The following is a 21,965-nucleotide window of genomic DNA, read 5'->3' on the forward strand; positions in this document are numbered from 1 at the left end:
GGCCCGCGCCAAGGAGGATAGATTGAAGAGACGCACTTTCGTCTCGGGTACGGCTGCGCTCGCCACCGCTGCCCTGGTTCGCCCCGCCTCTGCCGCCACCATCAAGCCCTATAGCTGGGACCTCAGCCCGCCGACCGACACGCGCGAGAACTTCATCGCGTGGGGCAAGGGTCGCGGCGAGGATCCGACCTTCCTCGGCCAGCGCTGGGACCGCTTCCAGGCGCTGCTCAGGAACAAGGACATCTGGAGCCCGTCGACCATCCGCGCCTTCCTGCTGACGCCGCGCGAGGAGTTCGCCTCGGTCAACCCGGCGATCCACAAGCGCGCCTACGAGCACAACTTCCTCGATATTGGCTACGGCGTGACCATGTCGGGCCCGCACCTGCAGGGCCGCATGACCAACGTGATCGACGTCAAGCGCGGCGAGAAGGTGCTGGAGATCGGCACCGGCTCGGGCTGCCAGTCGGCCTACATCGCGAACCTGACCGAGAACGCCTACACCATCGAGATCATCAAGCCGCTGGCCGACCGCACGCGCGGCCTCTACGACAAGCTGATCGAGAAGGGCTACACCGAGTACCAGCACATCAAGAGCAAGCAGGCCGACGGCTACTACGGCTGGGAAGAGGCCGCGCCTTTCGACAAGATCATCGTGACCTGCGGCATCGACCACGTGCCGCCGCCGCTGCTGCAGCAGCTCAAGGCCGGCGGCCTGATGGTGATCCCGGTCGGGCCCCCGGGCGCGCAGCGCGTGCTCAAGGTGGCCAAGATGCAGGGCGCCGACGGCTCGATCACGACCAGCCGCGAGGACATCTACGGCGGCAAGATCGTGAACTTCGTGCCGTTCACCAAGCTCGAGGGCGACAAGATCGTCGGCAATCACAACCGCTGATCATGGCTGGGAGCGTGGCACTCCAGTGCCGCTCTTCCTCTACTCTTGCGTCATGAGCGCCACTGGAGTGGCGCGCTCCCAGCAGGAACCATGAGCGTTACCGTCGACCTCGACCACCGTCCGCCTCTCTCCTTCTACCTGTCCGTCGGGCTGGTGGCCGGCAGCATCATTGCGCTGCAGATCGGCATCATGCGCGTGTTCTCGGTCGGCAGCTGGGCGCATTTCGGCTCGCTGGTCGTGAGCCTCGCCATGTTCGGCTTCGGCCTGACCTCGGCGGTGATGTGCGTCGGCAAGAGCTGGTTCGAGCGCCACTGGCAGGGTGCCGTGAAGGGCGCGCTGCTGGCGTTCGGGCCGCTGATGGTGGTGTGCAACCTCGCCGCCCAGCAGGTGCCGTTCAACGCCATCTTCCTGATCTCCGACCCGATGCAGAAGTGGCGGCTGTTCGCCAACTTCGTGCTCTACTTCCTGCCGTTCCTGGCGGGCGCGCTCTATCTCGGCGTGGTGTTCCTGAAGGCGCAGAAGACCTTCAACCGGGTCTACTTCGCCGATCTCGTGGGCTCCGGCCTGTGCGGCCTGTCGGTGCTGCTGGCGATGTACTTCTTCACGCCCGACGACATCGTCATGGCGCCGCTGGGGCTGTGGCTGGCCGGCGGCCTGCTGTGGTTCTCGGCCCTCAGCGACCGGCGCAGCATGCTGGCGATCGTCGCCGTCGCGGTCCTCTCGGCCGCCGTGCACTACGTGGCGCCGGGCGTGCTCGGCATCCCCAAGCTGGTGGTGTCGGACTACAAGGGCGTGTCCTACGCCCGCAAGTTCCCCGACAACAAGCGCACCTACGAGCGCGCCTCGCCGTTCGGCTACATGGAGGTCTATTCTTCCTCCTACCTGCATTTCGCGCCGGGCCTTTCCGACAACGCCGCCTTCAATCTCAAGAAGATGCCGAGCAACGCCTATCTCGGCCTCTATCTCGATTCGGAAGGCCCGTCGGGCATCATCAAGGATCTGCCCGAGGACGAGACGGCGTACTTCCGCTATCTGCCGATGTACTACCCGTACGTCCTCAAGAAGGACCCGGACACCTTCGTGGTGCAGTTCGGCGGCGGCATCTCGACCGCGGTGGCGCTGAAGGAAGGCTCCAGGCGCATCACCGTCGCCGAGGGCAATCCCGCGATCCTGACGGCGTTCCGCGAGGACAAGGGGCTGCGCGACTTCACCGGCGACATCCTCAACAACCCCAAGGTCACCGTCATCGACTATGACGGCCGCCTCTATGTGCGGCACACGCCGCACCGCTACGACGTGGTCGACCTGTCGCTCGCCGATTCCGCCGGCCTGTCGAGCCCCGGCGGGTTCGCCATCGTCGAGAAGTACGCCTATTCGCGCGAGGCGATGGCCGCCTACATGAGCGCGCTCAAGCCCGACGGCATCCTGTCGGTCACGCTGTGGAACAAGGAAGAGCCGCCCAAGTCGGTGCTGAAGCTCTACGCCACCATGGCCGCCGCGGCGCGCGATGTCGGCGGCAACGACATCGCGAAGAACTTCTACGTCGCCTCGGCCTATCTCTCGACCGCGACGGTGCTCTACAAGCGCGACGGCTTCACCGCCGAGGAGATCGCCAAGCTCAACGCCCACACCAAGGCGATGTCGTTCGACGAGATCTATTCCCCGGGCCTCCAGGTCGACACCTCCGAGCTCAAGCAGATCCTGTCCGACTATCGCGACCAGTTCTTCTACGAGGGCCCGCCGCCCGATCCGACCGCGCCGTCGGAGAAGGCCGACGCGGAGCCGAACGACAAGCCGCCGCCCGGTATGTCAGGGGCCGCGACGAGCGCCGAGGAAGCCAAAGACGATGCACCCGCCGCGCCGAGGGTGCCGTCGACGGTGCTCGGCCGGATTGCCTGGCAGAAGCTGGTGCACGGCGGCTGGCAGCAGGTGGCCGACGACTATGTCTTCGACACCCGCCTCCTGACCAACCACCAGCCTTACTTCGCCGCCTACATCAAGGTGAAGGACCTCTTGAAGTTCACCGACCGGCTCGAGCTGGTGCAGGACGAATGGGGCTATCTGCTGCTGTGGGCGACGCTGGGCATCGCGACGATCTTCGCGCTCACCCTGGTGCTGTTCCCGCTGATCTTCGGTTGGCGCACCATCTTCAGCCGCTATCCCGGCAAGGCTGGGACGATGCTCTATTTCCTCTGCCTGGGCCTGGGCTACATCATCGTCGAGGTCGGCATGATCGCCCACTTCGTGCTGGCGCTCTCCAACCCGACGGTGTCGGCGTCGGTGCTGATCACCGGCATGCTGGTCTTCTCGGGCATCGGCAGCTTCGTGTCGGAGCGCTTCCTCGATCGCGCGCGCAGCACGATGCCGAAGATCTTCCTGGCGATCTTCGCGATCCTGACGCTCTACGCCTTCACCATCGACTTCGCGCTCGACTGGATCGGCACGCTGCCCTACGCGCTGCGCATCCTGCTCTGCCTGCTGTTGCTGATGCCGCCCGCCTTCCTGATGGGCTTCCCGATGCCGACGGCGATGACCACGCTCGGACGCCTCGGCAAGGACCACATGTTCCTGTGGGCCTGGGGCATCAACGGCTGCTTCTCGGTGATCGGCGCCGCGCTGGTGCCGATCGTGGCGACGAGCTTCGGCTTGCCCGCCGTCGTGCTGGTCGGCGCGATTGCCTATCTCATTGCGCTGCCGGCCTTCTTCTCCGTGCTGATGCCGCTCGGCGACGTATCGGTCCCTGGGCGGCCCGCGGCGGCGTGATCCGCCGCGCGCTGTTGCTGGGGGCGCTGCTGCTTCCGATGACGGCGCATGCGCGAACGAAACCGAAGCAGAAAGCGCAGAAGCCGGCGCCGAAGCCCGCGGCCAAGCCCGCTCCGGCGGCGCCGGTCGGTCCGCAGCCCCTGAAGGAGGCGAAGACCCAGCTCATCGCCTTCAACGCCTCGGCTTTTCCCTATCGCGGCACGGTGCCCGACACCCGGAAGCCGTTCCTCGATGTCCGCAACGGCACGCGGCGCGGCCACACGACCTCGCGCGGCGACGTCTGCTGGGAAGACACGACCTACAGCGACCGTCGCTCGCTGCTCTATCTGCCGGCCGGCTACAATCCGCAACTGCCCAGCCTGATCGTGCTCTATCTGCACGGCCAGGGCGCCACGCTCGAGCGCGACGTCGCAGCGCGTCAGGCGATCCCGCGCCAGATCGCCGAGTCGGGCCAGAACGTCGCGCTGGTCGCGCCGCAGCTCGCCTTCGACGCGCCCGATTCAAGCGCCGGCAATTTCTGGAAACCCGGCCACTTCGCCGCCTACATCGACGAGGCGGCCGAGCGGCTGATGCGGCTCTACGGCGACCGCCGCGTCGGCCCGCACTTCAACGCCGCGGGCGTGGTGATCGTGTCCTATAGCGGCGGCTATCTCTCGACCGCCTACGCCCTGATGTATGGCGGCGCCGCGCATCGCGTGAAGGGCGTGATCCTGATGGACTCGATCTACGGCGATGAGGAGAAGTTCGCCGCCTGGGCCGCCGCGCGCCGTCGGCTCGCCTTCCTGCTCAGCGCCTACAGCGAGTCGACCAGGGACTCGAACACGACCTTGCGCGGCCTGCTCGACAAGCGGCGCGTCCCGCTCGCCGACGCGCTGCCCAAGACGCTGACGCCGGGCACCTTCGCCTTCGTGCCGTGCGGTTCATTGGACATGCATGGCGATTTTATGACACGCGCATGGGCATCCGATCCGTTGAAGCAGGCACTGGCGATGATTCCCGGCTATCCGATGGTCCGGCCTCCGCCGGTTCATGGTAAGAAGAGCGCATGAGCGACATCCTGCGCCAGGAACTCCTCGATATCTTCGTCGGCCGCGCCACGCGCCGTTACGGCCTCAGCGAGATCAACCAGCTGCAGCATGCGCTGCAATGCGCTGCGCATGCCGAGGCCGACGGCGCGCCGCCCGCCACCGTGCTCGCCGCGCTGCTGCACGATGTCGGCCACATGATCCATACGCTGGGCGAGAATCCCGCCGGCCGCGGCATCGACGACGCGCACGAGCAGCTTGGCGCCGACTGGCTGGCCCAGCGCTTCGGCCCCGAGGTCAGCGAGCCGGTCCGCCTGCACGTCGCCGCCAAGCGCTATCTCTGCACCGTCGAGCCGGATTACTTCGGCAAGCTCGCGCCCGATTCGGTGCGCAGCCTGAAGCTGCAGGGCGGGCTAATGTCGGCGGCGCAGCTCGAGACCTTCCGCGCCCATCCGCAGCACGTCGAAGCGGTGCGCGTGCGCCGCTTCGACGAGGCGGCCAAGGATCCGCGCGCCTCGACGCCGGACTTCGACTACTACCTGCGTCACGTCGAGGCCTGTCAGCTCAAATGATCGGCCGCCCGGAAGTGGAGGCGGCCTGGTCACGGATCAGGCCGTACGTTCGACGCACACCCTCCATCGAGCTGCCCGCCGGCACGTTCGGTGTCGCCGCGCCGCTCGCGCTCAAGCTCGAATCGCTGCAGCCCGGCGGCTCGTTCAAGGCGCGCGGCGCCTTCCACAAGCTGCTGGCGAGCGACGTTCCCGCTGCCGGCATCGTCGCCGCCTCGGGCGGCAATCACGGCGTCGCTGCCGCCTATGCCGCGCGGGCGCTGGGCCACAAGGCCGAGATCTTCGTGCCGACCACGTCGTCGCCGACCAAGGTCGCGCGGCTCAAGAGCTACGGCGCGATCGTGCACCAGGTCGGCACCGTCTATGCCGAGGCGCGCGCCGCGTCGGAGAAGCACGCCGCGTCGACCGGCGCGCTGATCGTGCCGGCCTACGAGGACGAGGTCGTGTTCGCCGGCGCCGGCAGTGCTGCGCTGGAGTTCGCCGAGCAGGCGAAATTCGACACCCTGCTGGTCGCGGTCGGCGGCGGCGGCCTGATCGCGGGCTGCGCCGCGGCGGTGGCTGAGACGGTGAAGATCGTCGCCGTCGAGACCGAGGGCACGCCGACGCTCTACGAGGCGCGCCGCGCCGGCAAGCCGGTCGAGGTGAAGATCTCCGGCATCGCCGCCGACGCCCTGGGCGCCAGCCGCATCGGCGCGCCCAACTTCGAGGTGGCCCAGAAGTGGGTGCGTGAGGCCGTGCTGGTCGACGACGACGCGGTGAGGGCCGCGCAGCGCGCCTTGTGGGACGAGCTCAGGGTCGTCGCCGAGCCGTCCGGCGCGACCGGCCTCGCGGCGCTGATGGCCGGCGCCTACAAGCCCGCCGCGGGCGAGCGCGTGGCGACTCTGGTGTGCGGCGCCAACACCGACCCAGCCTTCTTGTCATCCTGAGCGAAGCGAAGGATCTCGCGCGGCGGCAGAATCGTTGGTCGAACCCTCAGGTCCTTCGCTTCGCTCAGGACGACAGGTTTAATGCTTGATGCTGTCGACGCGGGCGCGGTTGGCCTTGCCGCCGCCGTCGCTGTAGTCGAACCACAGCATGTACTTCTCGGCGGTCGACACCCCCCAGCGTGAGACCGAGCGCTGGCCCTTGTCGCCCTGCTCGTTCATCTCGATGACGAAGGCGTCGAACAGCGCGCCGCCGGGACCGGGGCGCTGCTCGAAGCGGGCGACTGTCAGGATGTAGGTCCAGGTCCGGCCGCCGGCGCTGTAGGAGGCCTCGATCTTCTTGCCGACCTGCAGCGGCCACAGCCGCTCCGGCTTGATCGCGGCGATGAAGGCCGACGTGTCCTTGCCGTCGGGGCCGGGATTGTCGAACAGCAGGGCGCGCACCTTGAAGGTCGGCCCGCCGACGTTCTGCATGACGCAGTCCATGCCCTCCTGGCCGCGCGCGACCAGGTTGGCGCCGCTGTCGAACGCGAAGGTCGTCCCCGGCTTGGGGCAGCCGAACTCCATGGTCTGGGCGGCGGCGACCGTCGACAGGGCGGCCAAGCCGAAGGCGAGAGAAAGCGCGCGCAGCATGCTCGGCATCTTATAGTCGAATTCTCAGCGCAGCCGCAGTGGATCGTTGCGCGTCGAGCGCACCAGCTCTTCGATCTGGTCCCACGGCGGCAGGGTGGTGTAGGCGGTGCGCAGGTAGGTCGCCAGCGCCGCGAGCTCGTGGTCCGAGAGCTTGTCGCGGAAGGCCGGCATGGCGCCGGGCAGGCCGCCCTGCGCGTCGATGCCGTCGAGGATCGTGAGCAACAGATTGTACGGCCGGTAGCGGTTCCACAGTGCGGCGTTCAGGCCGAGCGGCGAGCGCGCCACGGTCGGTGGGCTGCCCGGCGCGCCATGGCAGCTCGCGCAATGCTGGAGGTAGATCTCCTGGCCCTGCCGCTGCTGGTCGGTCTTGGGTGGCGCGGGGGTCGTGGCGCGGGCCAGCGCCGGCTCGACCGGCGCGGCGAACGGGGCGTTGAGGCTGGCCAGGTAGGCCGCCATCGCCCGCAGGTCGTCGTCCGGCAGCTTGGCGAGGCCGCGCACGACGCGGCGCATCGGCCCGACCGGCACGCCGTGCGGCGGGCTGTCGCCGCGGCGCAGGTAGGCGAACAGCTCGGCCTCGGTCCAGCGCGCCGGCGCCGGGTTGATGTCGAGCGCCTCGGCGAACCAGCCGTCGGCCATCGCGCCGGCATAGGGATGACCGACCTGCTCGGCGCCGAAGCCGTTGCGGTCGGTGTGGCAGTTAGTGCAGGCCGCCAGCCCCTCGGTGAGATAGGCGCCGCGATTCCACAGCGCATCGTGCGCCGGGTCCGGCCGGTAGGGCCCGGGCCTGAAGAACAGGATCTTCCACAGCGCCAGCAGCGGCCGCACGTCGGTCGGGAAGCTGAGCTCGTTGGGCCGGTTCGGCGCCCGCACCGCCGGCCGGGTCATGAAGTAGGCGTAGAGGGCGCGGATGTCGGCGTCCTCGAGCCGCGAGTAGTGGGTGTAGGGGAAGACCGGGAAGAGATGCCGGCCGTCGCGCGACACGCCCTCGCGCAGGGCACGGAAGAAGGCGCCTTCCGACCAGGCGCCGATGCCGGTTTCCGCATCGGGCGTCAGGTTGGGCGAATAGAAGAAGCCGACGCGGGTGAAGAGCGGCTTGCCGCCGGCGCCGGCCGGGTCGCCCGGCTTGGTGTGGCAATCGTCGCAATTGGCCGCGCTCGCCAGCACCTCGCCGCGGGCGACCAGCTCGCGCGGGAAGGCGGTCGGCGGCGGCGGCGCGATCGGCGGGAAGGCCGGCCGCCAGGCGACGGCGAGCAGCGCAACGATGGCGACCGCAACCACGCCGATCGCTCCCAGGATGTGCTGCCGCGCCAAGACCGTCTTCTCGCTGCCCCCGAAGTCGGGGCGCACCCTAAAGCATATTCCGTTCGGCTGGAATCAGCTGGACGGAATATGCCTGCTGCAACAACAACCCCGTGCGCGCATTTAGCGGAGGACTAGGCTGCCAGCCAGATATCGTGCCAACTGGTCGCGAGGATATTGGGGTCGGTGGTGTGGTTCTGCACCTTCGCCGCAGCGACGGTGAAGGTGTCGAGCTCGACCAGCGGCAGGTCGAACGCCTCCTCGGCCACCGTCTTCTGGAAGTCGACCACCATCGCCTTGCGCGTGGCGGGATCGGTCTCGACCCTGATCCGGTCGACCAGCGCGTCTGTTTCGGGCGAGGAGAAGCCCGAGGCATTGCGGAAGGGCACGCCCTTCTTGATGCCGTCGCTGGTGTAGTACTGCGTCGTCGTCGGCACCGGCTCGGACGGGTTGGCCTGGTTGGAGATCGCGAGGTCGAAGTCGTAGTCGGTGTAGAGGCGCTTGATCGCGGCCGCGCGGTCAGGCGCTGCGAGATTGACCGCCACGCCGATGTCTTCCAGCGCCTGCTTGACCAGGGCGCCGACCTTGGCGTTCTCGGGAAACCAGCCGCCCGCCACGAGGTTGACCGTGAAGCGCGACGCCTTGCCGTTGCGCTTGTAGCCCGCCGCGTCGAGCAGCGCCGCCGCCTTCTTGGGATCGAACGCGGTGCTGTAGATGTCGGGCGTGTAGAACGCCGTGTTGGGCGAGAAGATCGGGCCCGTGCCGGGACGGGCATAGCCGTAATAGACCGTCCTGGCGATCTGGCCGCGGTCGATGGCGAGGAACATCGCCTGCCGCACCTCGCGCTTGGCGAACAGCGGCTTGCGACAGTTGCATTCCATCGTGGTCGCCCAGACCGCTTCCTCGTAGCCCTCCGTCGTGGCGACGAGCTTGCCGTTGGTCAGCCGCTTAATCTCGGTCGGCGACACCGGATTGAACACGCCGACCTGGATCTCGCCCGCCTCCAGCGCCGCGGCGCGGCCGGCAGGATCGCGCACGAAGCGCAGCACCAGGCGGTCCATGTAGGGGAAGCCCGGGCGCCAGTAGTCGTCGTTGCGCACCAGCTCGATGTGGCTGCCGCGCACCCACTGCTTGAGCTTCCACGGCCCGGTACCGATCGGCGCGTCGTTGGCCGGATTGGCGAGCGCATCGCTGCCGGCATAGACATGCCTGGGCAGCACGTAGTTCACGCTGCCGCTCAGCAGCGAAGCGAAGGTGAACTCGGGCATCGGGCGGGAGTAGCTGATCACCACCGTGCCGGCGTCCGGCGTCTCGACGCCGCTGTAGTCGGCCATCGAGGCGGTCGCGGCATACTTCTTCCAGACCTCGTCGACCGAATAGGCGACGTCGTCGGCGGTCATCGGCTTGCCGTCATGGAACTTCACGCCCTCGCGGAGCTTGACGGTGTAGGACCTGAAGTCGTCGGCCGGCTTCCAGCTCTCGGCCAGCTCGCCGGCGAACGCGCCATCTCTCTGGCGGCGGGCCAGCCGCTCGAGCAGCTTCGACGAGGAGAAGGTCGGGCCGGGGCCGCCGCCCGACGGCACGTAGCAGGCCTGCGGCTCGCCGCCGCCCCAAGTGGCAACGAGGGTACCGCCGCGTCGCGGTTCCTCTGCAAGTAGCGGTCTGCCGATCGTCAGGCCGGTCGCGAGCGCGCCGGCGCCGAATACGCGGCGCGAAACTGAGGTCATCGGTCTCCCTGCTAAGGGACGCTAACTGCTCAGGGTCGAATAGGTTGCGCGGCCGATCGCCAGCAGGGCCTTCTGCTCGTTGAAGACATCGACATCGACCACGCCCACGCTCTTGCCGCTGCGGCGGACCGTGGCGGTTGTGATCAGCGCCGTCTTGATCGCCGGCCGCAAATAGTCGACCCGGAAGTTCACGGTCGGCAGGCCGCGGCGCAGCGCCATGATCAGCGCATAGTCGCCGACCGTGTCGATGATCGCCGCGATCGGTCCGCCGTGCCACTGGCCGGTGCCCTTGCCGCGTTCGAACTCGGGCTTCATCTCGCAGCGCATGGTGATGCGCTCGTGCGCCGGGTCGGTCTCGACCACCTTCAGGCCCATGAAGGCGATGAAGGGCGAGGCGTCGAGGTACTTCTGGATCTCCTCGCCGCTCAGGGGCTTCACCTCGTCGCTCACGGCGTCACCACGATCTTGCCGAACACTTCGCGGTCCTCGATGACGCGCAGCGCCTCGCGCGCTTCCTCGAGCCTGAAGGTCTTGTCGACCAGCACCTTGAGCTTGCCGCTCTGCACCAGCTCGAGCAGCTTCTCGATGTCGGAGCGCATCCAGCCGTTGGAGCCCAGCACCTTGAGCTCGAAGGTCCAGATGAAGCGGATGTCCTCCTTGGGATCGAAGCCCGCGGTGGCGCCGCAGGTCAGCAGCCGGCCGCCGACCTTGAGCACGCGCAGCGACTTCACCCAGGTGTCGCCGCCGGTGTAGTTCACCACCACGTCGATGCCGAGATCGGTGCCGGCGCCGCGCCGCGTCGGCTTGCCGTGCATCGCGTAGACCTCTTTCACGAAGTCCTTCTCGATGTAGTTGATCGTCTTGTCGGCGCCGAGCTCCATCAGGCGCTTGGCCTTGGCATCGGTGCCGGCGCAGGCGACCACCTCGGCGCCGGCCAGCTTGGCGAGCTGCAGGCAGCACACGCCGACGCCGCCCGAGGCGCCCAGGATCAGCACCTTCTCGCCCTTCGCGACATGGCCGTTGGTCACCATCATGCGCAGCGCCGTGCCGTAGGCGACCGGCAGGGCGGCGGCGTCGGCGAAGCTCACGCCTTCGGGGATCTTCACGAGCTGGTGCGCCCGCGCGCGGCACAGCTCGGCCAGGCCGCCATGCACCGTCTCGCCCATCAAGCCGCCTTCGACGCGGTTGATCGGGTCGACCAGCACGCGGTCGCCCTTCTTCCAGCCCGTGACGCCCGGGCCGACTTCGGCGATCTCGCCTGCGACGTCGAGGCCCATGATTGCCGGCATCGGCACCTTGATGCCGGGCATGCCGCGGCGGGTGAAGACGTCGTGGTAGTTCAGCGACGCGGCCTTCACCGCCACGATCACGTCGCCCTCGCCGGGCGTCGGATCGGGAAAGTGGGCGTCGAAGGTGAGCGCTTCGGGCCCGCCATGGGCACGAACGACAGCTGCTTTCATTGTGATCTCCTGCTTGATGTCATCCCGAGCGCAGCGAGGGATCTATGGCGGTGCATGGATCCTAGATCCCTCGCTCCGCTCGGGATGACATGAGTTCTTCGGGAATTTGCTTGGCCAGCACGCGCTTGTCGATCTTGTTGGTGCCGGCAAGCGGCATCTCGTCGACGAAGAACACGCGGCGCGGATGCTGATAGGCCGGCGCGTTGGCGAGCGCGAATGTCTTGACTGCCTGCTCGTCGAGCGCCGCCTCGCTGGCGCGCACCACGAAGGCCACGGGCTTGTAGCCCTTGAGCGTGTCGGGCACCGGGATGACGGCAGCCTGGTCGATGCCGGGGTGCCTCTCCAGCATCTTCTCGACCTCGCCGGGATAGATGTTCTCGCCGCCGCACACGAACATGTCGTCGACCCGGCCGACGAAGAAGAAGAAACCATTGTCGTCGCGGCGGAAGACGTCGCTGGTGCGGTAGTAGCCGTCCGGCGTCATCACCTTGGCCGTCGTCTCGGGCAGCTTGTGATAGTGCGTCATCAGCGCGCCGCACTTCATCTCGAGCTCGCCTTCATCGGCTTCGCGGCCGTCGTGCACCAACCGGAGCTGCACCGCGGGGTGGGCCGCGCCCGGCGACAGCTCGGGCTGCTTGAGGCCCTGGGGATGCGGGCCGAACACGACCGGCCCGGCCTCGGTGGTGCCGTAGCCGTTGCTGATCGCAGCCTTCGGGAAGACCGCGCGCACCTGGTCGATCAGCGCCTGGGTGAGCGGCGCCGAGCCCATGCGCACCGCCTCGACGGCGCTGAGGTCGGTCTTCGCCAGCAGCTCCTTCTCGCGCAGCATCATGGCGATCATGGTCGGCACCGAGGTGAGGAAGCCGACCCGGTGCTTGGCGGCCGCCTCGATGTAGCCCCTGGTCGTGAACTGCGGCAGCAGCACGACGGTGTCGCCGTGGCTGAAGGTGGTCTGGCACATCGCCAGCCCGTTCATGTGATAGAGCGGCGCGGCCACCAGCGAGCGGGCACCTCGCGGCCCCGGCCGGCGCGGCCGCTGGGCCATCACCCAGAGATGCGAATAGTGCGACAGCACCACGCCCTTGGGCTTGCCGGTCGAGCCCGAGGTGTAGAGGAACAGCGCGGACTCCGCGGGCTTCATGACCAGCGGCGTGAACGGACCTCCTTGGAGCGCGTCGGCGATGAAGGCGTCCCAATCTCCGTCGAAGGAAAGCTTCGGCACCGAGTCGGGCGCGAGCTTGAGCCGTGCGTCGTCGCCGATCGCGAGCTTGGCGTCGCAGTCGTTCACGACATAGGCGATGGTCTCGGCCGGCAGCTTCCAGTTCACCGGCACCGAGACCAGGCCGGCCTGCATGGTGCCGAGGAAGGTGATCAGGAGCTCGGCGCGATTGGCCGACAGGATCGCCACCCGGTCGCCGCGCTGCAGGCCGCGCTTCAGCAGGCCGCGCGCGACCGCACCGCTCAGCCGCATCAGGTCGCCGTAGCTGTAGCGCCGCTCGCTGCCGTTGCCGCCCTCGTCGATCAGCGCCAGCGCCTCGGCCGGCACGTCGCGCGATAGAGCGTCGCCCTGGTTGTCGTACCTGATGCCGCCGATCACTCGGTGAACTCCAGGGTCGCGTTCATCGCCTCCTTGGCGGGCACGATGAGGCGGTCGTCTTTCTGGATGAACGGAATCTGGCCGGCCTCCAGCGCCGCGGCCGCCTTGGCGAGCGAGGTGGTGCGCAAGGTGAGCGCGGCCATATACGCCTTGCGGCCATCGGAATCGGGCGCCGCGCCGCCGAGTTGGGCCTTCATCTCGGCTTCGGTGACGATGTCGAAGCGCGAATTGCCGATCACGACCGTCTTGCCGTTCCGGATGTCGCGCACTGCCTCGGGTCCGAACATGTCGGCATAGAGCTTGGCCCCCGCGGCAGGATCGGGCTCGACGATGACTGCGCGCTCGACCGCGACGGTGCCGTTCGCATGGTGGCGCCACTCGTCGCGCCAGACCAGGTCGCGGGTGAAATGGTGGCAGTAGTAGATGCGGCCGTAGGGCACGACTCCGGCCTTCATGCGGATGGTGCGGAAGCGGGCATCGCGCTCTTCGGTACCATTGGGGCCGCCAGTGTATTGCACGGGCCGCGTGAATTCGCTGGGCGGATCGAACGGCAGGCCGGCTTTGGCCAGCGCGGCGTAGGTGATCGCCGAATCCTCGGAGCCGAACACCAGACCGTTCAGCCCATAGGAGTAGGTCAGCAGGTCAAGCCGGCCCGATGTTGCGTTTTTCGGAACAGCGATCAGCTCGAGATAGTCGGTGCCGAACATCGCCAGGTGATTCGTCGAGCCCAGCGAGTGATAGCCGCGCGCGGTCAGGGTGAATCCCAGCCGGCGGTAGATGTCCGCAGCGCGGTCCATGTCGTCGCGCGCGTTGATCACCACGTGGTCGAGCGTCGGCACCGGCAGTGTCATGAATTTCCTCCAACCCGGCGGGTATCTTGGCAGGGCTCGACAGCCCCTGTCATCCCGGGCGAGGCGAGGGTAACGTGCCGGGCATGAGACCCAATCATCCGCTTTCCCGTATCGCCAATCAGGTCATGTGGGACCGCCTGATCGCCGTCGTCGAGGAGCAGGCCCAGACGCTGGTCCGCACCGCCTTCGGCACGCCGACGCGCGAGGCGGGCGACCTCTCGGCCGGCGTCTACGACCGCCAGGGCCGGATGCTCGCCCAGGCGGTCACCGGCACGCCGGGCCACGTCAACTCGATGGCGGTCAGCGTCAGCCACGTGCTGAACAAGATCCCGTTGGCCGAGATGAGCGAGGGCGACGTCTTCATCCTCAACGATCCCTGGCAGGGAACCGGCCATCTCAACGACATCGTGATCGTCACGCCGACTTTCCGGCGCGGGCCAGATGGACAGAAGAGGGCGGTCGGCTTCTTCGCCGACACCCTGCACGTGGTCGATATCGGCGGCCGCGGCATCGTCGGCGCCGCGCAGCAGGTCTACGAAGAGGGGATCTACATCCCCATCACCAAGATCATCGACAAGGGCAAGGTCAACCAGTGGCTGATGGACCTGATCGCCGCCAACGTGCGCGAGCCGATCCAGGTGCTGGGCGACATCTACTCGCTGATCTCGAGCAACGAGGTCGGCGGCCGCCGCCTCGCCGCGATGATGGACGAGTTCGAGCTCGAGCATCTCGACGATCTCGCGAGCCACATCCTCGACAATTCGCGCGCCGCGAGCCTCGCCGCGATCAACCGGCTGAAGCCCGGCACCTACCACAACGAGATGACGGTCGACGGCATCAACGGCAAGCCGATGACCTTCAAGGCCAGGCTGACGGTCGGACCGGACGGCATCGACGTCGAGTACTACGACGTCCCGGGCACGGTCGCGCTCGGGCTCAACGTGCCGATGTGCTACACCGACGCCTACACCGCGTTCGGCATCAAGTGCATCGTGGCGCCCAAGGTGCCGAACAACTACGCCTCGCTCGCCACCATCCGCACCACGGCGCCCGAGGGCAGCATCCTCAACGTCAAGCATCCCGCGGCGGTCGCGGCGCGCTCGACGATCGGCCACATGCTGCCCGACATCATGTTCGGCTGCCTGATCCAGGCGCTGCCTGACGGTGTGCCGGCCGAGGGCACCTCGTGCCTGTGGAACCTGCGGCTGATGGGCGGGCTCGGCCGCGCCGAGCTGACGCCCGAGCAGATGAAGACGGCGACGCCCTACAACGTGATGTCGTTCCATTCCGGCGGCACCGGCGCGCGGCCGCAGTCGGACGGCCTCAGCGCGACGGCGTTCCCCAGCGGCGTGAAGAACGTGCCGGTCGAGATCACCGAGACGCTGGCGCCGCTGGTCATCTGGTCGAAGGAGTACCGCCAGGATTCGGGCGGCGCCGGCGAGCATCGCGGCGGCCTCGGCCAGGTGATGGAGATCGGCAGCGCCGAGAACATGCCGTTCGGCATCTCGCCGACCTTCGACCGCGTCGTCTTCCCGGCGCGCGGCCGACTGGGCGGCCAACCCGGCGCCAACGGCAACATCGAGATCGCGGACGGCAAGACCCTGCCACCCAAGGCGCATTCCTCGATCCCGGCCGGCGAGCGCCTGCGCGTCTCGATGCCGGGCGGCGGCGGCTATGGCGACCCGCACAAGCGCCCGGCCGACAAGGTCGCTGAGGACGTGATGCTGGGCCTGGTCTCGGTGACGGCCGCGCGCGATCTCTACGGTGTCGCGGTTTCACAGGACGGCGTGATAGACCATGCCGAGACGGCGCGCCTCAGGACGAAGGTCGCCGCCGAATAGAGCGGGAGCGACCATGAAAGCATCAGTGTTGAGTTTCCGGATGGCGGTGCTGTGCCTGATCGCCGGCATGCTGTGGGGCCTGCACATGGCGATCAGCCAGGATCATTCGGCGCATCCGGCGCATGCCCATCTCAACCTGCTGGGCTGGGTCAGTCTGTTCCTGTTCGGCCTCTACTACCGCCTGCATCCGGCGCTGGAGCATGACAAGCGCGCTCACGTGCAGGTCTGGAGCTGGCTGGTCGGCACGGTCGTGATGGCGATCGGCGTCGGTCTGGTGCACACCGGCACGATGGCGGGCGAGCCCTTTGCCGCGATCGGCTCGCTCATCGTCTTCGCGTCGGTCCTGCTGTTCGCCTGGCTGCTGTTCCGGAGCGAGTCCGCGAGCGCGGCGGTGGCACCGGCGGAGTAGGCACGCCGAGCCTTTCCAGGAGCTGGACCAGCAGGGGCACCTGCCCCGGCGTGATCTTCCGGAGCGCTGTCGGCCCGTCGAACCACGCCGCGCGATCCACCTCAGGGAAGGCCTGTCGCTTGCCCGAGCGCGGCGGCCATTCGATCTCGAAGGTGTTGCTGGTAATCGATGACGCATCGAGATCGTGCTCGATCGCCCAAGCCTCGATTGTCTTGCCGCTGGCGATCTTCACCGGATCGAGCGGCGTAAAGGTGCCGTCGATCGTCTGGCCGGTCTCCTCCGCGAACTCGCGTTGCGCCGCCTTCAGCGGCTCCTCGTCGGGATCGATCTCGCCCTTGGGGATCGACCAGGCGCCATCGTCCTTGTTCTTCCAGAACGGTCCGCCGGGATGGACGAGGAACAGCTCGACCGCGCCGCCGCGCCGGCGCCAGGCAAGGATGCCGGCGCTGCGCTTCTTCACTGCACGACGTGGCGGATCTGGAAGCCGCCCAACAGATCGGCGCAGCGCTTCACCACGGCATCGCGCGCGCCGCCGTCGATCCGCACAACGGCCAGCGTGCCGTGCGTGGCATCGTTGCGCACGATCACCTCGGCGCTCACGCCTTCGGCCTTGAGCGGCGCCAGCGCTGCCTCGAAGGCGCGTTGCGCTGCATCGAGCCGCAGCGCCGGCTTGAAGATCTTGCCGACGCCGGTGAGCGGCATCTGGGGAATCGGCACCACCTGCACCGGCACGGCGGCACGCTCGGCGATCTCCTGGCGGCAGAATTCGCGCAGCGCGTCGGGCGTCGCCTCGGCGCCGGGGCGGAGCTGCACGAAGGCCATCGGCAGCTCGCCGGCATGGAGGTCGGGCAAGCCGACGGCCGCCGCGGTCTCGACCGCCGGGTGACGCACCAGCGCCTCCTCGATCACGATCGGGTCGATGTTGTGGCCGCCGCGGATGATCAGGTCCTTCGAGCGCCCGGTCAGCCAGAGATAGCCGTCGTCATCGAGCCGGCCGAGATCGCCGCTGTCGAGCCAGCCGTCGGCCAGCATCGCGCCCGTGTCGTGGCGCTTGTCGAGATAGCCCGGCGTCACCTGCGGGCCGCGCATCAGCACATGGCCGATGGTGCCGGGCGCGCTGTCGCTGCGGATCGTGCCGTCGGGCGCGACGTCGGCGATGCGCACCTCGAGGTAGGGCAGGCGCAGGCCGACCGAGCCTGGCCGGCGTTCGCCGTGCATCGGGTTCATGGTCGAGTAGCAGTGCACCTCGGTCATGCCGTAGCCCTCGACCACAGGCACGCCGAGCTCGCCCTCGATGCGGCGGATCAGCTCGACCGGCACGGTCGAGCCGCCGGAGAGGAAGACCTCGAGCGACGAGAGGTCGTGACCCTCGCGCGAGACGTTCATCACCGCCGCCAGCGAGGTCGGCACGGCGCCTGCGATCGCCACCCGGTTGCGCTCGATGATGCCCCACCAGTTGCGCACGACGTTGGGATTGCGCGCCCCGAGCGGCGTCGGCAGCAGCACCGTCCAGCCGCTGCCCAGCGGCGCCAGGCCGCCGGCGATCGATCCGCCGACATGGAACTGCGGCAGCGGGTTGATCATCACCGTGCCCGGCCCGAGATCGAAGATCAGCGTGTTGGTCCAGGCGGCCAGCGCCAGCGCGCCGTGGGTATGGCGCGCGAGCTTCGGCAGTCCCGTCGTGCCGCCGGTATGGAACAGCGCGGCGACCGTGTCGCGCTCGAGCGGCTTGGGCGACAGCAGCTTGTCGCTGGGCTGGCGGTCGAGCGCGGCCTCGAAGTCGACGACGCCAGGAATTGTGCCCGTACCGCCGACACGGAAGACTTTGAGGCCGGGCATCGCCGCGCGGATCTCCTCGACCTTCGGCCAGATGTCGGGGAAGAGCGACGGATCGGCGGCGATCAGGGCCTTGGCGCCGGCCTCCGTCATGATGCCGGCGATCTGCGAGGCATTGAGGAAGTAGTTCACCGGATTGGCGACCGCCGCGATCTCCGCGCCCCACAGGGCGAAGAAGGTCTCCGGCACGCCGGGCATCAGGATGGTGACCGTGTCGTTCGGGCCGATGCCCGAGGACTGCAGCAGGTTGGCGGTCTGGATGACCCGCCGCAGCGTCTCGGCGTAAGTGACATCGCGCGCCGGGTCGCCGGGCGTGGTGCCGGAGAGGAAGCGGAACGCCACACGGTCGGCGTAAGCGGTGCCGCTCGCCTCCAGCAGCTCGCGCACGTTCGTGTGCCGGATGCGCTCGGTTGCCGGCTGCTTTTCCAGTTCGACGATGTCGGCGTGCGTCCTGATCTTCATGTGGCGAAGTTGACCAGAGAGGCGGCATGTTTAGCAATCCTCCCCTTTCATATGGGGAGGTGGCGCGGTAATCCGCGACGGAGCGGTCATGAGCAGCAACACGACTGCAGCTCATGACCCCTCCGTCAGCGTAAGACGCTGACACCTCCCCATATGAATGGGGAGGAGTTCAGACCACGGCGTTTCGCGCGACGACTTCGCGGTAGAACGAGGCGCTGAGCTTGGGCGTGCGCCTCTGGGTGGCATAGTCGACATGGACCAGGCCGAAGCGCGTGGCGTAGCCGTCGGCCCATTCGAAATTGTCGAGCAGGCTCCACAGGAAGTAGCCGCGCACCGGCACGCCCTCGGCGGTCGCGCGCTGCAGTTGCGTCAGGTAGTTGCGCAGGTACATGACGCGGTCGATGTCGTAGACCACGCCGTCGGGTCCCGGCCGGTCGGCGGCCGAGGTGCCGTTCTCGGTGATGTAGATGTCCTTCACGCCCCACAGCCGCGCGGCGTGGCGCGGCGCCCAGTACAGCGATTCGGGACCGATCGTCAGCCAGTCCGACGCCATGCGCGGATAGGAGGCCGGCATCGGCACCACCGCCCAGCCGGGCTCTGCCTCGCTCGCCAGCACGTAGTGGCCGGGCGTGTAGACATTGAGGCCGACGAAGTCGACCGGGCTCGCAATGATCTCGAGGTCGCGCGCGGTGAATTTGGGCGCGGCCGCGCCAGCCTCGGCGAGATAGGCGTCGGTGTAGCGGCCCTCCAGCATCACCGTGAGATAGGGCGCGTTCATCTCGCGCGTCGCGGCTTCGGCGGCGCGGACATGGGCCGGCGTCTCGACCGCGGGCAGCGCGATCATCATGTTCTCGGCCGGTCCGATCTCGGTGCCGCTGCGGCCCTGCGCGCGCACCGCCTGCACGGCGAGCCCGTGCGCCAGCACCGCGTGGTGCCGCACCTGGTGGAGCGCCGCCGGCTCGAGCTTCAGGCCGGGCGCGAACACGCCGCTTTCGTAGCCGTGCTCGACGAAGGTCAGCATCTCGTTGAGGGTGAAGACGTGGCGCACCCGGTCGGTCAGCCGGCGCGCCACCTCGGCGGCGTAGTCGCCGAAGGCGAGCGCCGTGTCGCGCGCCTGCCAGCCGCCCTTGTCCTGCAGCGCCTGCGGCAGGTCCCAGTGATAGAGCGTGGCGTAGGGCTCGATGCCGGCCGCCAGCAGCTCGTCGACCAGCCGGTCGTAGAAGGCGAGGCCCTTGGGGTTGAGCGCGCCGGTGCCGTCGGGGAAGAGGCGCGGCCAGGCGATCGAGAAACGGTACGCCTTGGTGCCGAGCGCCTTCATCAGCGCCACGTCTTCCTTGTAGCGGTGATAGTGGTCGGCGCCGGCATCGCCGGTCGAGCCGTCGCGGATGCGGCCCGGCGTCTGCGAGAAGGTGTCCCAGATCGACGGCCCGCGGCCGTCCTCGCGCGCCGCGCCCTCGACCTGGTAGGCCGACGTCGCGGTGCCCCAGCGGAAGCCGTCGGGGAAGCGCAACGCCGATGGCTGGTCCACGGCGAATGTGCGGGCAGCGAGGTCACGACCGGACGCGAACGCACCGAGAGTCGCGAAAGAACCCGCCGCCAGCAGCGCGCGGCGGGAAAGCGCGGGCTGAGTCACGCCCGGAGTTTAGCAGCCCGCGTGCCAGCGCAGACTGTGCAAACAGCCGGGAACTATTGTCGCGGCGGCAGCGGATGGGCCGGGTAGAACTTGGCGATGAAGAGGATGGCGCGGATCTGGTCCTTGGACTGGTGGAAATGATTCTCTGCCGGCACCCAGTCCGGCTCCTCGGCGCGCCGGTGCTCGGCTTCGCGGAAAAGGCGATCGATGCTGAGCATGATCTCGCGGATGTCGTCGGGTAGCGGTTCAACGGAGTCGATGACGACTCTATCGTCATCGATCTCCGCGCCCGTCGTGCGGTCGAACCAGTGCACTGACTGAGTCGTCATGCGGCGGGCAAAGATGGCGTCATCCTGCACCTGAAGCGCAAGACAGGGATAGCTCGGCCCGTCTTTGAGGCCATCGCTGGCGTGGAAGATGTCGCCGACGGAGATCGCTCGAAGTGCGGCTTCGCGGTCGGTCATTCAGGTTGGAGGCACCAACGTTTCATCGCCTCAGTCTGCTCGTCACTGGGCAAGTCTTCAAATCCCAACTTCTTAACAGCGCAGTCACGGCAAAGATTTTGTCCTCCAATCGCATGTGTGGCGGTTTTGCCGTTCTTCCTCGGATGATTCACGCAGAGGCGGTCGCCCAAGGCTGCTTCCTGGACGTCCTCTTCTTGAGGTCCCCGTCCGAGAAGCGTCTCGCGGGAAGGAAGTCGCGGAAGTCTTTTCGAGTTCGGGCTGATGGTGCCAGCCCCATTCCAGAGGGTATTTGCTCATAGAATGTATATGGAGCGGCAGTCAATTAATTCAAGGCGTTAGTCCATTATTTATTTACCATCGATTCGTCAAAGACTGGTGCGTTTGTCGAAAACATTGTCCGGCAAATTTTGCAGGAGCGAATCCGCGGTGTTTGGCTTGCTGGCGTCGGACGGGGCGTTTGAATCGCGGCGGATACTATCGCCGGAAGGAGGAGGCAATGATCCTGCGAGTGGGCGGGTGCCTGTGTGGCGCGGTGCGCTACGAATCGGGAGGCGAGCCGCAGTTCTCCCTGCAGTGTCACTGCCGCGACTGCCAGCGCCAGAGCGGCGCGCCGCACGTCGCCGCCGTGCGCGTGCCGTCGGCGGCGTTCCGCATCGTGCGCGGCACGCCGAAGCGCTACATCGCCAAGGCCGATTCCGGCAACGATATCACGCGCGTCTTCTGCGGCGACTGCGGCACGCCCCTTTATGTGCAGGTGTCGACCCGGCCCGACATCGTCGGCGTGCGCGTCTGCACCTTCGACGATCCGGCTGGTTCAGGCCCGAAGCCAACATCTTCGCCAAGAGTGCCCAGCCGTGGGACCACATGGATGCCACGGGGCCGAGATTCGCAACCTACCCAACGGGCAAGGCGTACTAGGGTTAATCCGGGGTAATTGCACTTTCTCGTCCGGCGCGTCCGGACTCGTCCGGCCTGACGGGTGGTGCCGGATTCCCGGATCCCTGAAGAAGCCCTTATGTAATCGGCATCGGACGCGTCCGTCACCGGCCGGATTCGGGCGTGGACGCCCCGGACGACCCTAGCGCTGGAACGTGCCGGTCAGCGTCGCCTTCTCGAGCGTGTTGAAGTGGAGCTGGAAGCCGACTATCGCGGCCGAGGTGTCAGCAGCGACCGGCAGGCTCGCTTCCTTCACGGCGAACACCGTGAAGACGTAGCGGTGCGGGCCGTGGCCCTCGGGCGGGCAGGGACCGCCATAGCCCGGCTTGCCGAAGTCGGTGCGGGTCTGCAGCGCGCCCTTGGGCAGCAGGCTCGCGGCGGGGTTGCCGGCATCGAGCTTGAGTTCGCTGACGTCGGCCGGGATGTTCACCACCACCCAGTGCCAGAAGCCCGAGCCGGTCGGCGCGTCGGGATCGAAGCAGTGGACGGCGAAGCTCTTGGTGCCCACCGGTGCGCCCGACCAGGAAAGCGGCGGGCTCTTGTTGCCGCCGCCGCAGCCGAAGCCGTAGTCCGCCGACAGGATGTGATCCATGGCGAGGGTCCCGCCGTCCTTGAAGCTGCTGCTGCTGAGGGTGAGCGCCATCG

General features: G+C 67.9%; 20 protein-coding genes. 8 read left to right on the top strand and 12 right to left on the bottom strand.

Features of this window, described 5'->3' with window-relative positions; translation table 11 throughout:
• The first annotated feature begins 22 nt into the window (after window positions 1–22).
• The 5 genes from J0J01_RS13200 to J0J01_RS13220 all read left to right on the top strand — a co-directional run bounded on the left by J0J01_RS13200 (window position 23) and on the right by J0J01_RS13220 (window position 6,175).
• Window positions 23–892, top strand: coding sequence for a protein-L-isoaspartate O-methyltransferase (locus tag J0J01_RS13200; protein ID WP_296381247.1), 870 nt, complete (start codon window positions 23–25; stop codon window positions 890–892).
• A gap of 90 nt (window positions 893–982) precedes the next feature.
• Entirely contained in the window at window positions 983–3,655 is a 2,673-nt protein-coding gene (locus tag J0J01_RS13205) for a hypothetical protein (RefSeq protein WP_296381249.1), read from the top strand.
• Window positions 3,652–4,704, top strand: coding sequence for an alpha/beta hydrolase (locus J0J01_RS13210; protein ID WP_296381250.1), 1,053 nt, complete (start codon window positions 3,652–3,654; stop codon window positions 4,702–4,704). Before J0J01_RS13205 ends, J0J01_RS13210 begins: the two co-directional genes overlap by 4 nt.
• Window positions 4,701–5,252 carry an HD domain-containing protein gene (locus J0J01_RS13215; RefSeq protein ID WP_296381252.1) on the top strand — a complete coding sequence of 184 codons (552 nt, stop codon included), beginning with the start codon at window positions 4,701–4,703 and terminating at the stop codon, window positions 5,250–5,252. The genes J0J01_RS13210 and J0J01_RS13215 overlap by 4 nt, the downstream gene beginning before the upstream one ends.
• Window positions 5,249–6,175, top strand: coding sequence for a threonine/serine dehydratase (locus J0J01_RS13220; protein ID WP_296381253.1), 927 nt, complete (start codon window positions 5,249–5,251; stop codon window positions 6,173–6,175). The genes J0J01_RS13215 and J0J01_RS13220 overlap by 4 nt, the downstream gene beginning before the upstream one ends.
• Before the next feature lie 78 nt (window positions 6,176–6,253).
• Here J0J01_RS13220 and J0J01_RS13225 read toward each other — a convergent pair whose 3' ends face one another.
• The 7 genes from J0J01_RS13225 to J0J01_RS13255 all read right to left on the bottom strand — a co-directional run bounded on the left by J0J01_RS13225 (window position 6,254) and on the right by J0J01_RS13255 (window position 13,739).
• Window positions 6,254–6,805, bottom strand: a complete 552-nt coding sequence (locus J0J01_RS13225; protein ID WP_296381255.1) for a hypothetical protein — start codon at window positions 6,803–6,805, stop codon at window positions 6,254–6,256.
• A gap of 24 nt (window positions 6,806–6,829) precedes the next feature.
• Window positions 6,830–8,152, bottom strand: coding sequence for a cytochrome c (locus J0J01_RS13230; protein ID WP_296381258.1), 1,323 nt, complete (start codon window positions 8,150–8,152; stop codon window positions 6,830–6,832).
• Between the two features lie 86 nt (window positions 8,153–8,238).
• Window positions 8,239–9,831, bottom strand: coding sequence for an ABC transporter substrate-binding protein (locus J0J01_RS13235; RefSeq protein WP_296381259.1), 1,593 nt, complete (start codon window positions 9,829–9,831; stop codon window positions 8,239–8,241).
• A gap of 21 nt (window positions 9,832–9,852) precedes the next feature.
• On the bottom strand, window positions 9,853–10,281 hold the full coding sequence (locus J0J01_RS13240) for a PaaI family thioesterase (protein WP_296381261.1): 429 nt from the start codon (window positions 10,279–10,281) through the stop codon (window positions 9,853–9,855).
• Window positions 10,278–11,291 (bottom strand): zinc-binding dehydrogenase, encoded by a 1,014-nt coding sequence (locus tag J0J01_RS13245; protein ID WP_296381263.1) that lies wholly within the window; start codon window positions 11,289–11,291, stop codon window positions 10,278–10,280. The genes J0J01_RS13240 and J0J01_RS13245 overlap by 4 nt, the downstream gene beginning before the upstream one ends.
• Window positions 11,292–11,352: 61 nt before the next feature.
• Window positions 11,353–12,888: a class I adenylate-forming enzyme family protein gene (locus tag J0J01_RS13250; protein WP_296381265.1), complete on the bottom strand. Its 1,536-nt coding sequence runs from the start codon at window positions 12,886–12,888 to the stop codon at window positions 11,353–11,355.
• Window positions 12,885–13,739: a VOC family protein gene (locus tag J0J01_RS13255; RefSeq protein ID WP_296381268.1), complete on the bottom strand. Its 855-nt coding sequence runs from the start codon at window positions 13,737–13,739 to the stop codon at window positions 12,885–12,887. Before J0J01_RS13255 ends, J0J01_RS13250 begins: the two co-directional genes overlap by 4 nt.
• Window positions 13,740–13,822: 83 nt before the next feature.
• Between J0J01_RS13255 and J0J01_RS13260 the strand changes: the two genes are divergently transcribed.
• A complete protein-coding gene (locus tag J0J01_RS13260; RefSeq protein ID WP_296381270.1) occupies window positions 13,823–15,580 on the top strand; it encodes a hydantoinase B/oxoprolinase family protein in 1,758 nt (585 codons plus the stop codon).
• Window positions 15,581–15,593: 13 nt separating this feature from the next.
• Complete coding sequence (locus J0J01_RS13265) at window positions 15,594–15,989, top strand: hypothetical protein (RefSeq protein ID WP_296381272.1); 396 nt, start codon at window positions 15,594–15,596, stop codon at window positions 15,987–15,989.
• On the opposite strand, the gene J0J01_RS13270 is transcribed toward J0J01_RS13265, so the two are convergent.
• The 4 genes from J0J01_RS13270 to J0J01_RS13285 all read right to left on the bottom strand — a co-directional run bounded on the left by J0J01_RS13270 (window position 15,904) and on the right by J0J01_RS13285 (window position 20,384).
• Window positions 15,904–16,449, bottom strand: coding sequence for an NUDIX domain-containing protein (locus tag J0J01_RS13270; RefSeq protein WP_365736929.1), 546 nt, complete (start codon window positions 16,447–16,449; stop codon window positions 15,904–15,906). The two genes, J0J01_RS13265 and J0J01_RS13270, sit on opposite strands and share 86 nt — an antisense overlap.
• Window positions 16,446–18,287: an acyl-CoA synthetase gene (locus J0J01_RS13275; RefSeq protein WP_296381274.1), complete on the bottom strand. Its 1,842-nt coding sequence runs from the start codon at window positions 18,285–18,287 to the stop codon at window positions 16,446–16,448. The genes J0J01_RS13270 and J0J01_RS13275 overlap by 4 nt, the downstream gene beginning before the upstream one ends.
• A gap of 169 nt (window positions 18,288–18,456) precedes the next feature.
• Window positions 18,457–19,890 (bottom strand): GH1 family beta-glucosidase, encoded by a 1,434-nt coding sequence (locus tag J0J01_RS13280; RefSeq protein WP_365736949.1) that lies wholly within the window; start codon window positions 19,888–19,890, stop codon window positions 18,457–18,459.
• An 83-nt stretch (window positions 19,891–19,973) separates the two neighbouring features.
• Window positions 19,974–20,384, bottom strand: coding sequence for a hypothetical protein (locus tag J0J01_RS13285; RefSeq protein ID WP_296381278.1), 411 nt, complete (start codon window positions 20,382–20,384; stop codon window positions 19,974–19,976).
• A 496-nt stretch (window positions 20,385–20,880) separates the two neighbouring features.
• Between J0J01_RS13285 and J0J01_RS13290 the strand changes: the two genes are divergently transcribed.
• The gene (locus tag J0J01_RS13290; RefSeq protein ID WP_296381280.1) at window positions 20,881–21,318 is read left to right on the top strand and encodes a GFA family protein; all 438 of its coding nucleotides are present in this window, start codon (window positions 20,881–20,883) and stop codon (window positions 21,316–21,318) included.
• Between the two features lie 144 nt (window positions 21,319–21,462).
• On the opposite strand, the gene J0J01_RS13295 is transcribed toward J0J01_RS13290, so the two are convergent.
• Complete coding sequence (locus J0J01_RS13295) at window positions 21,463–21,963, bottom strand: YbhB/YbcL family Raf kinase inhibitor-like protein (RefSeq protein ID WP_296381282.1); 501 nt, start codon at window positions 21,961–21,963, stop codon at window positions 21,463–21,465.
• Between the last annotated feature and the right edge of the window lie 2 nt (window positions 21,964–21,965).

Origin of the sequence: Reyranella sp. (assembly GCF_017305915.1) — a bacterium.
Classification (GTDB): Bacteria; Pseudomonadota; Alphaproteobacteria; order Reyranellales; family Reyranellaceae; genus Reyranella.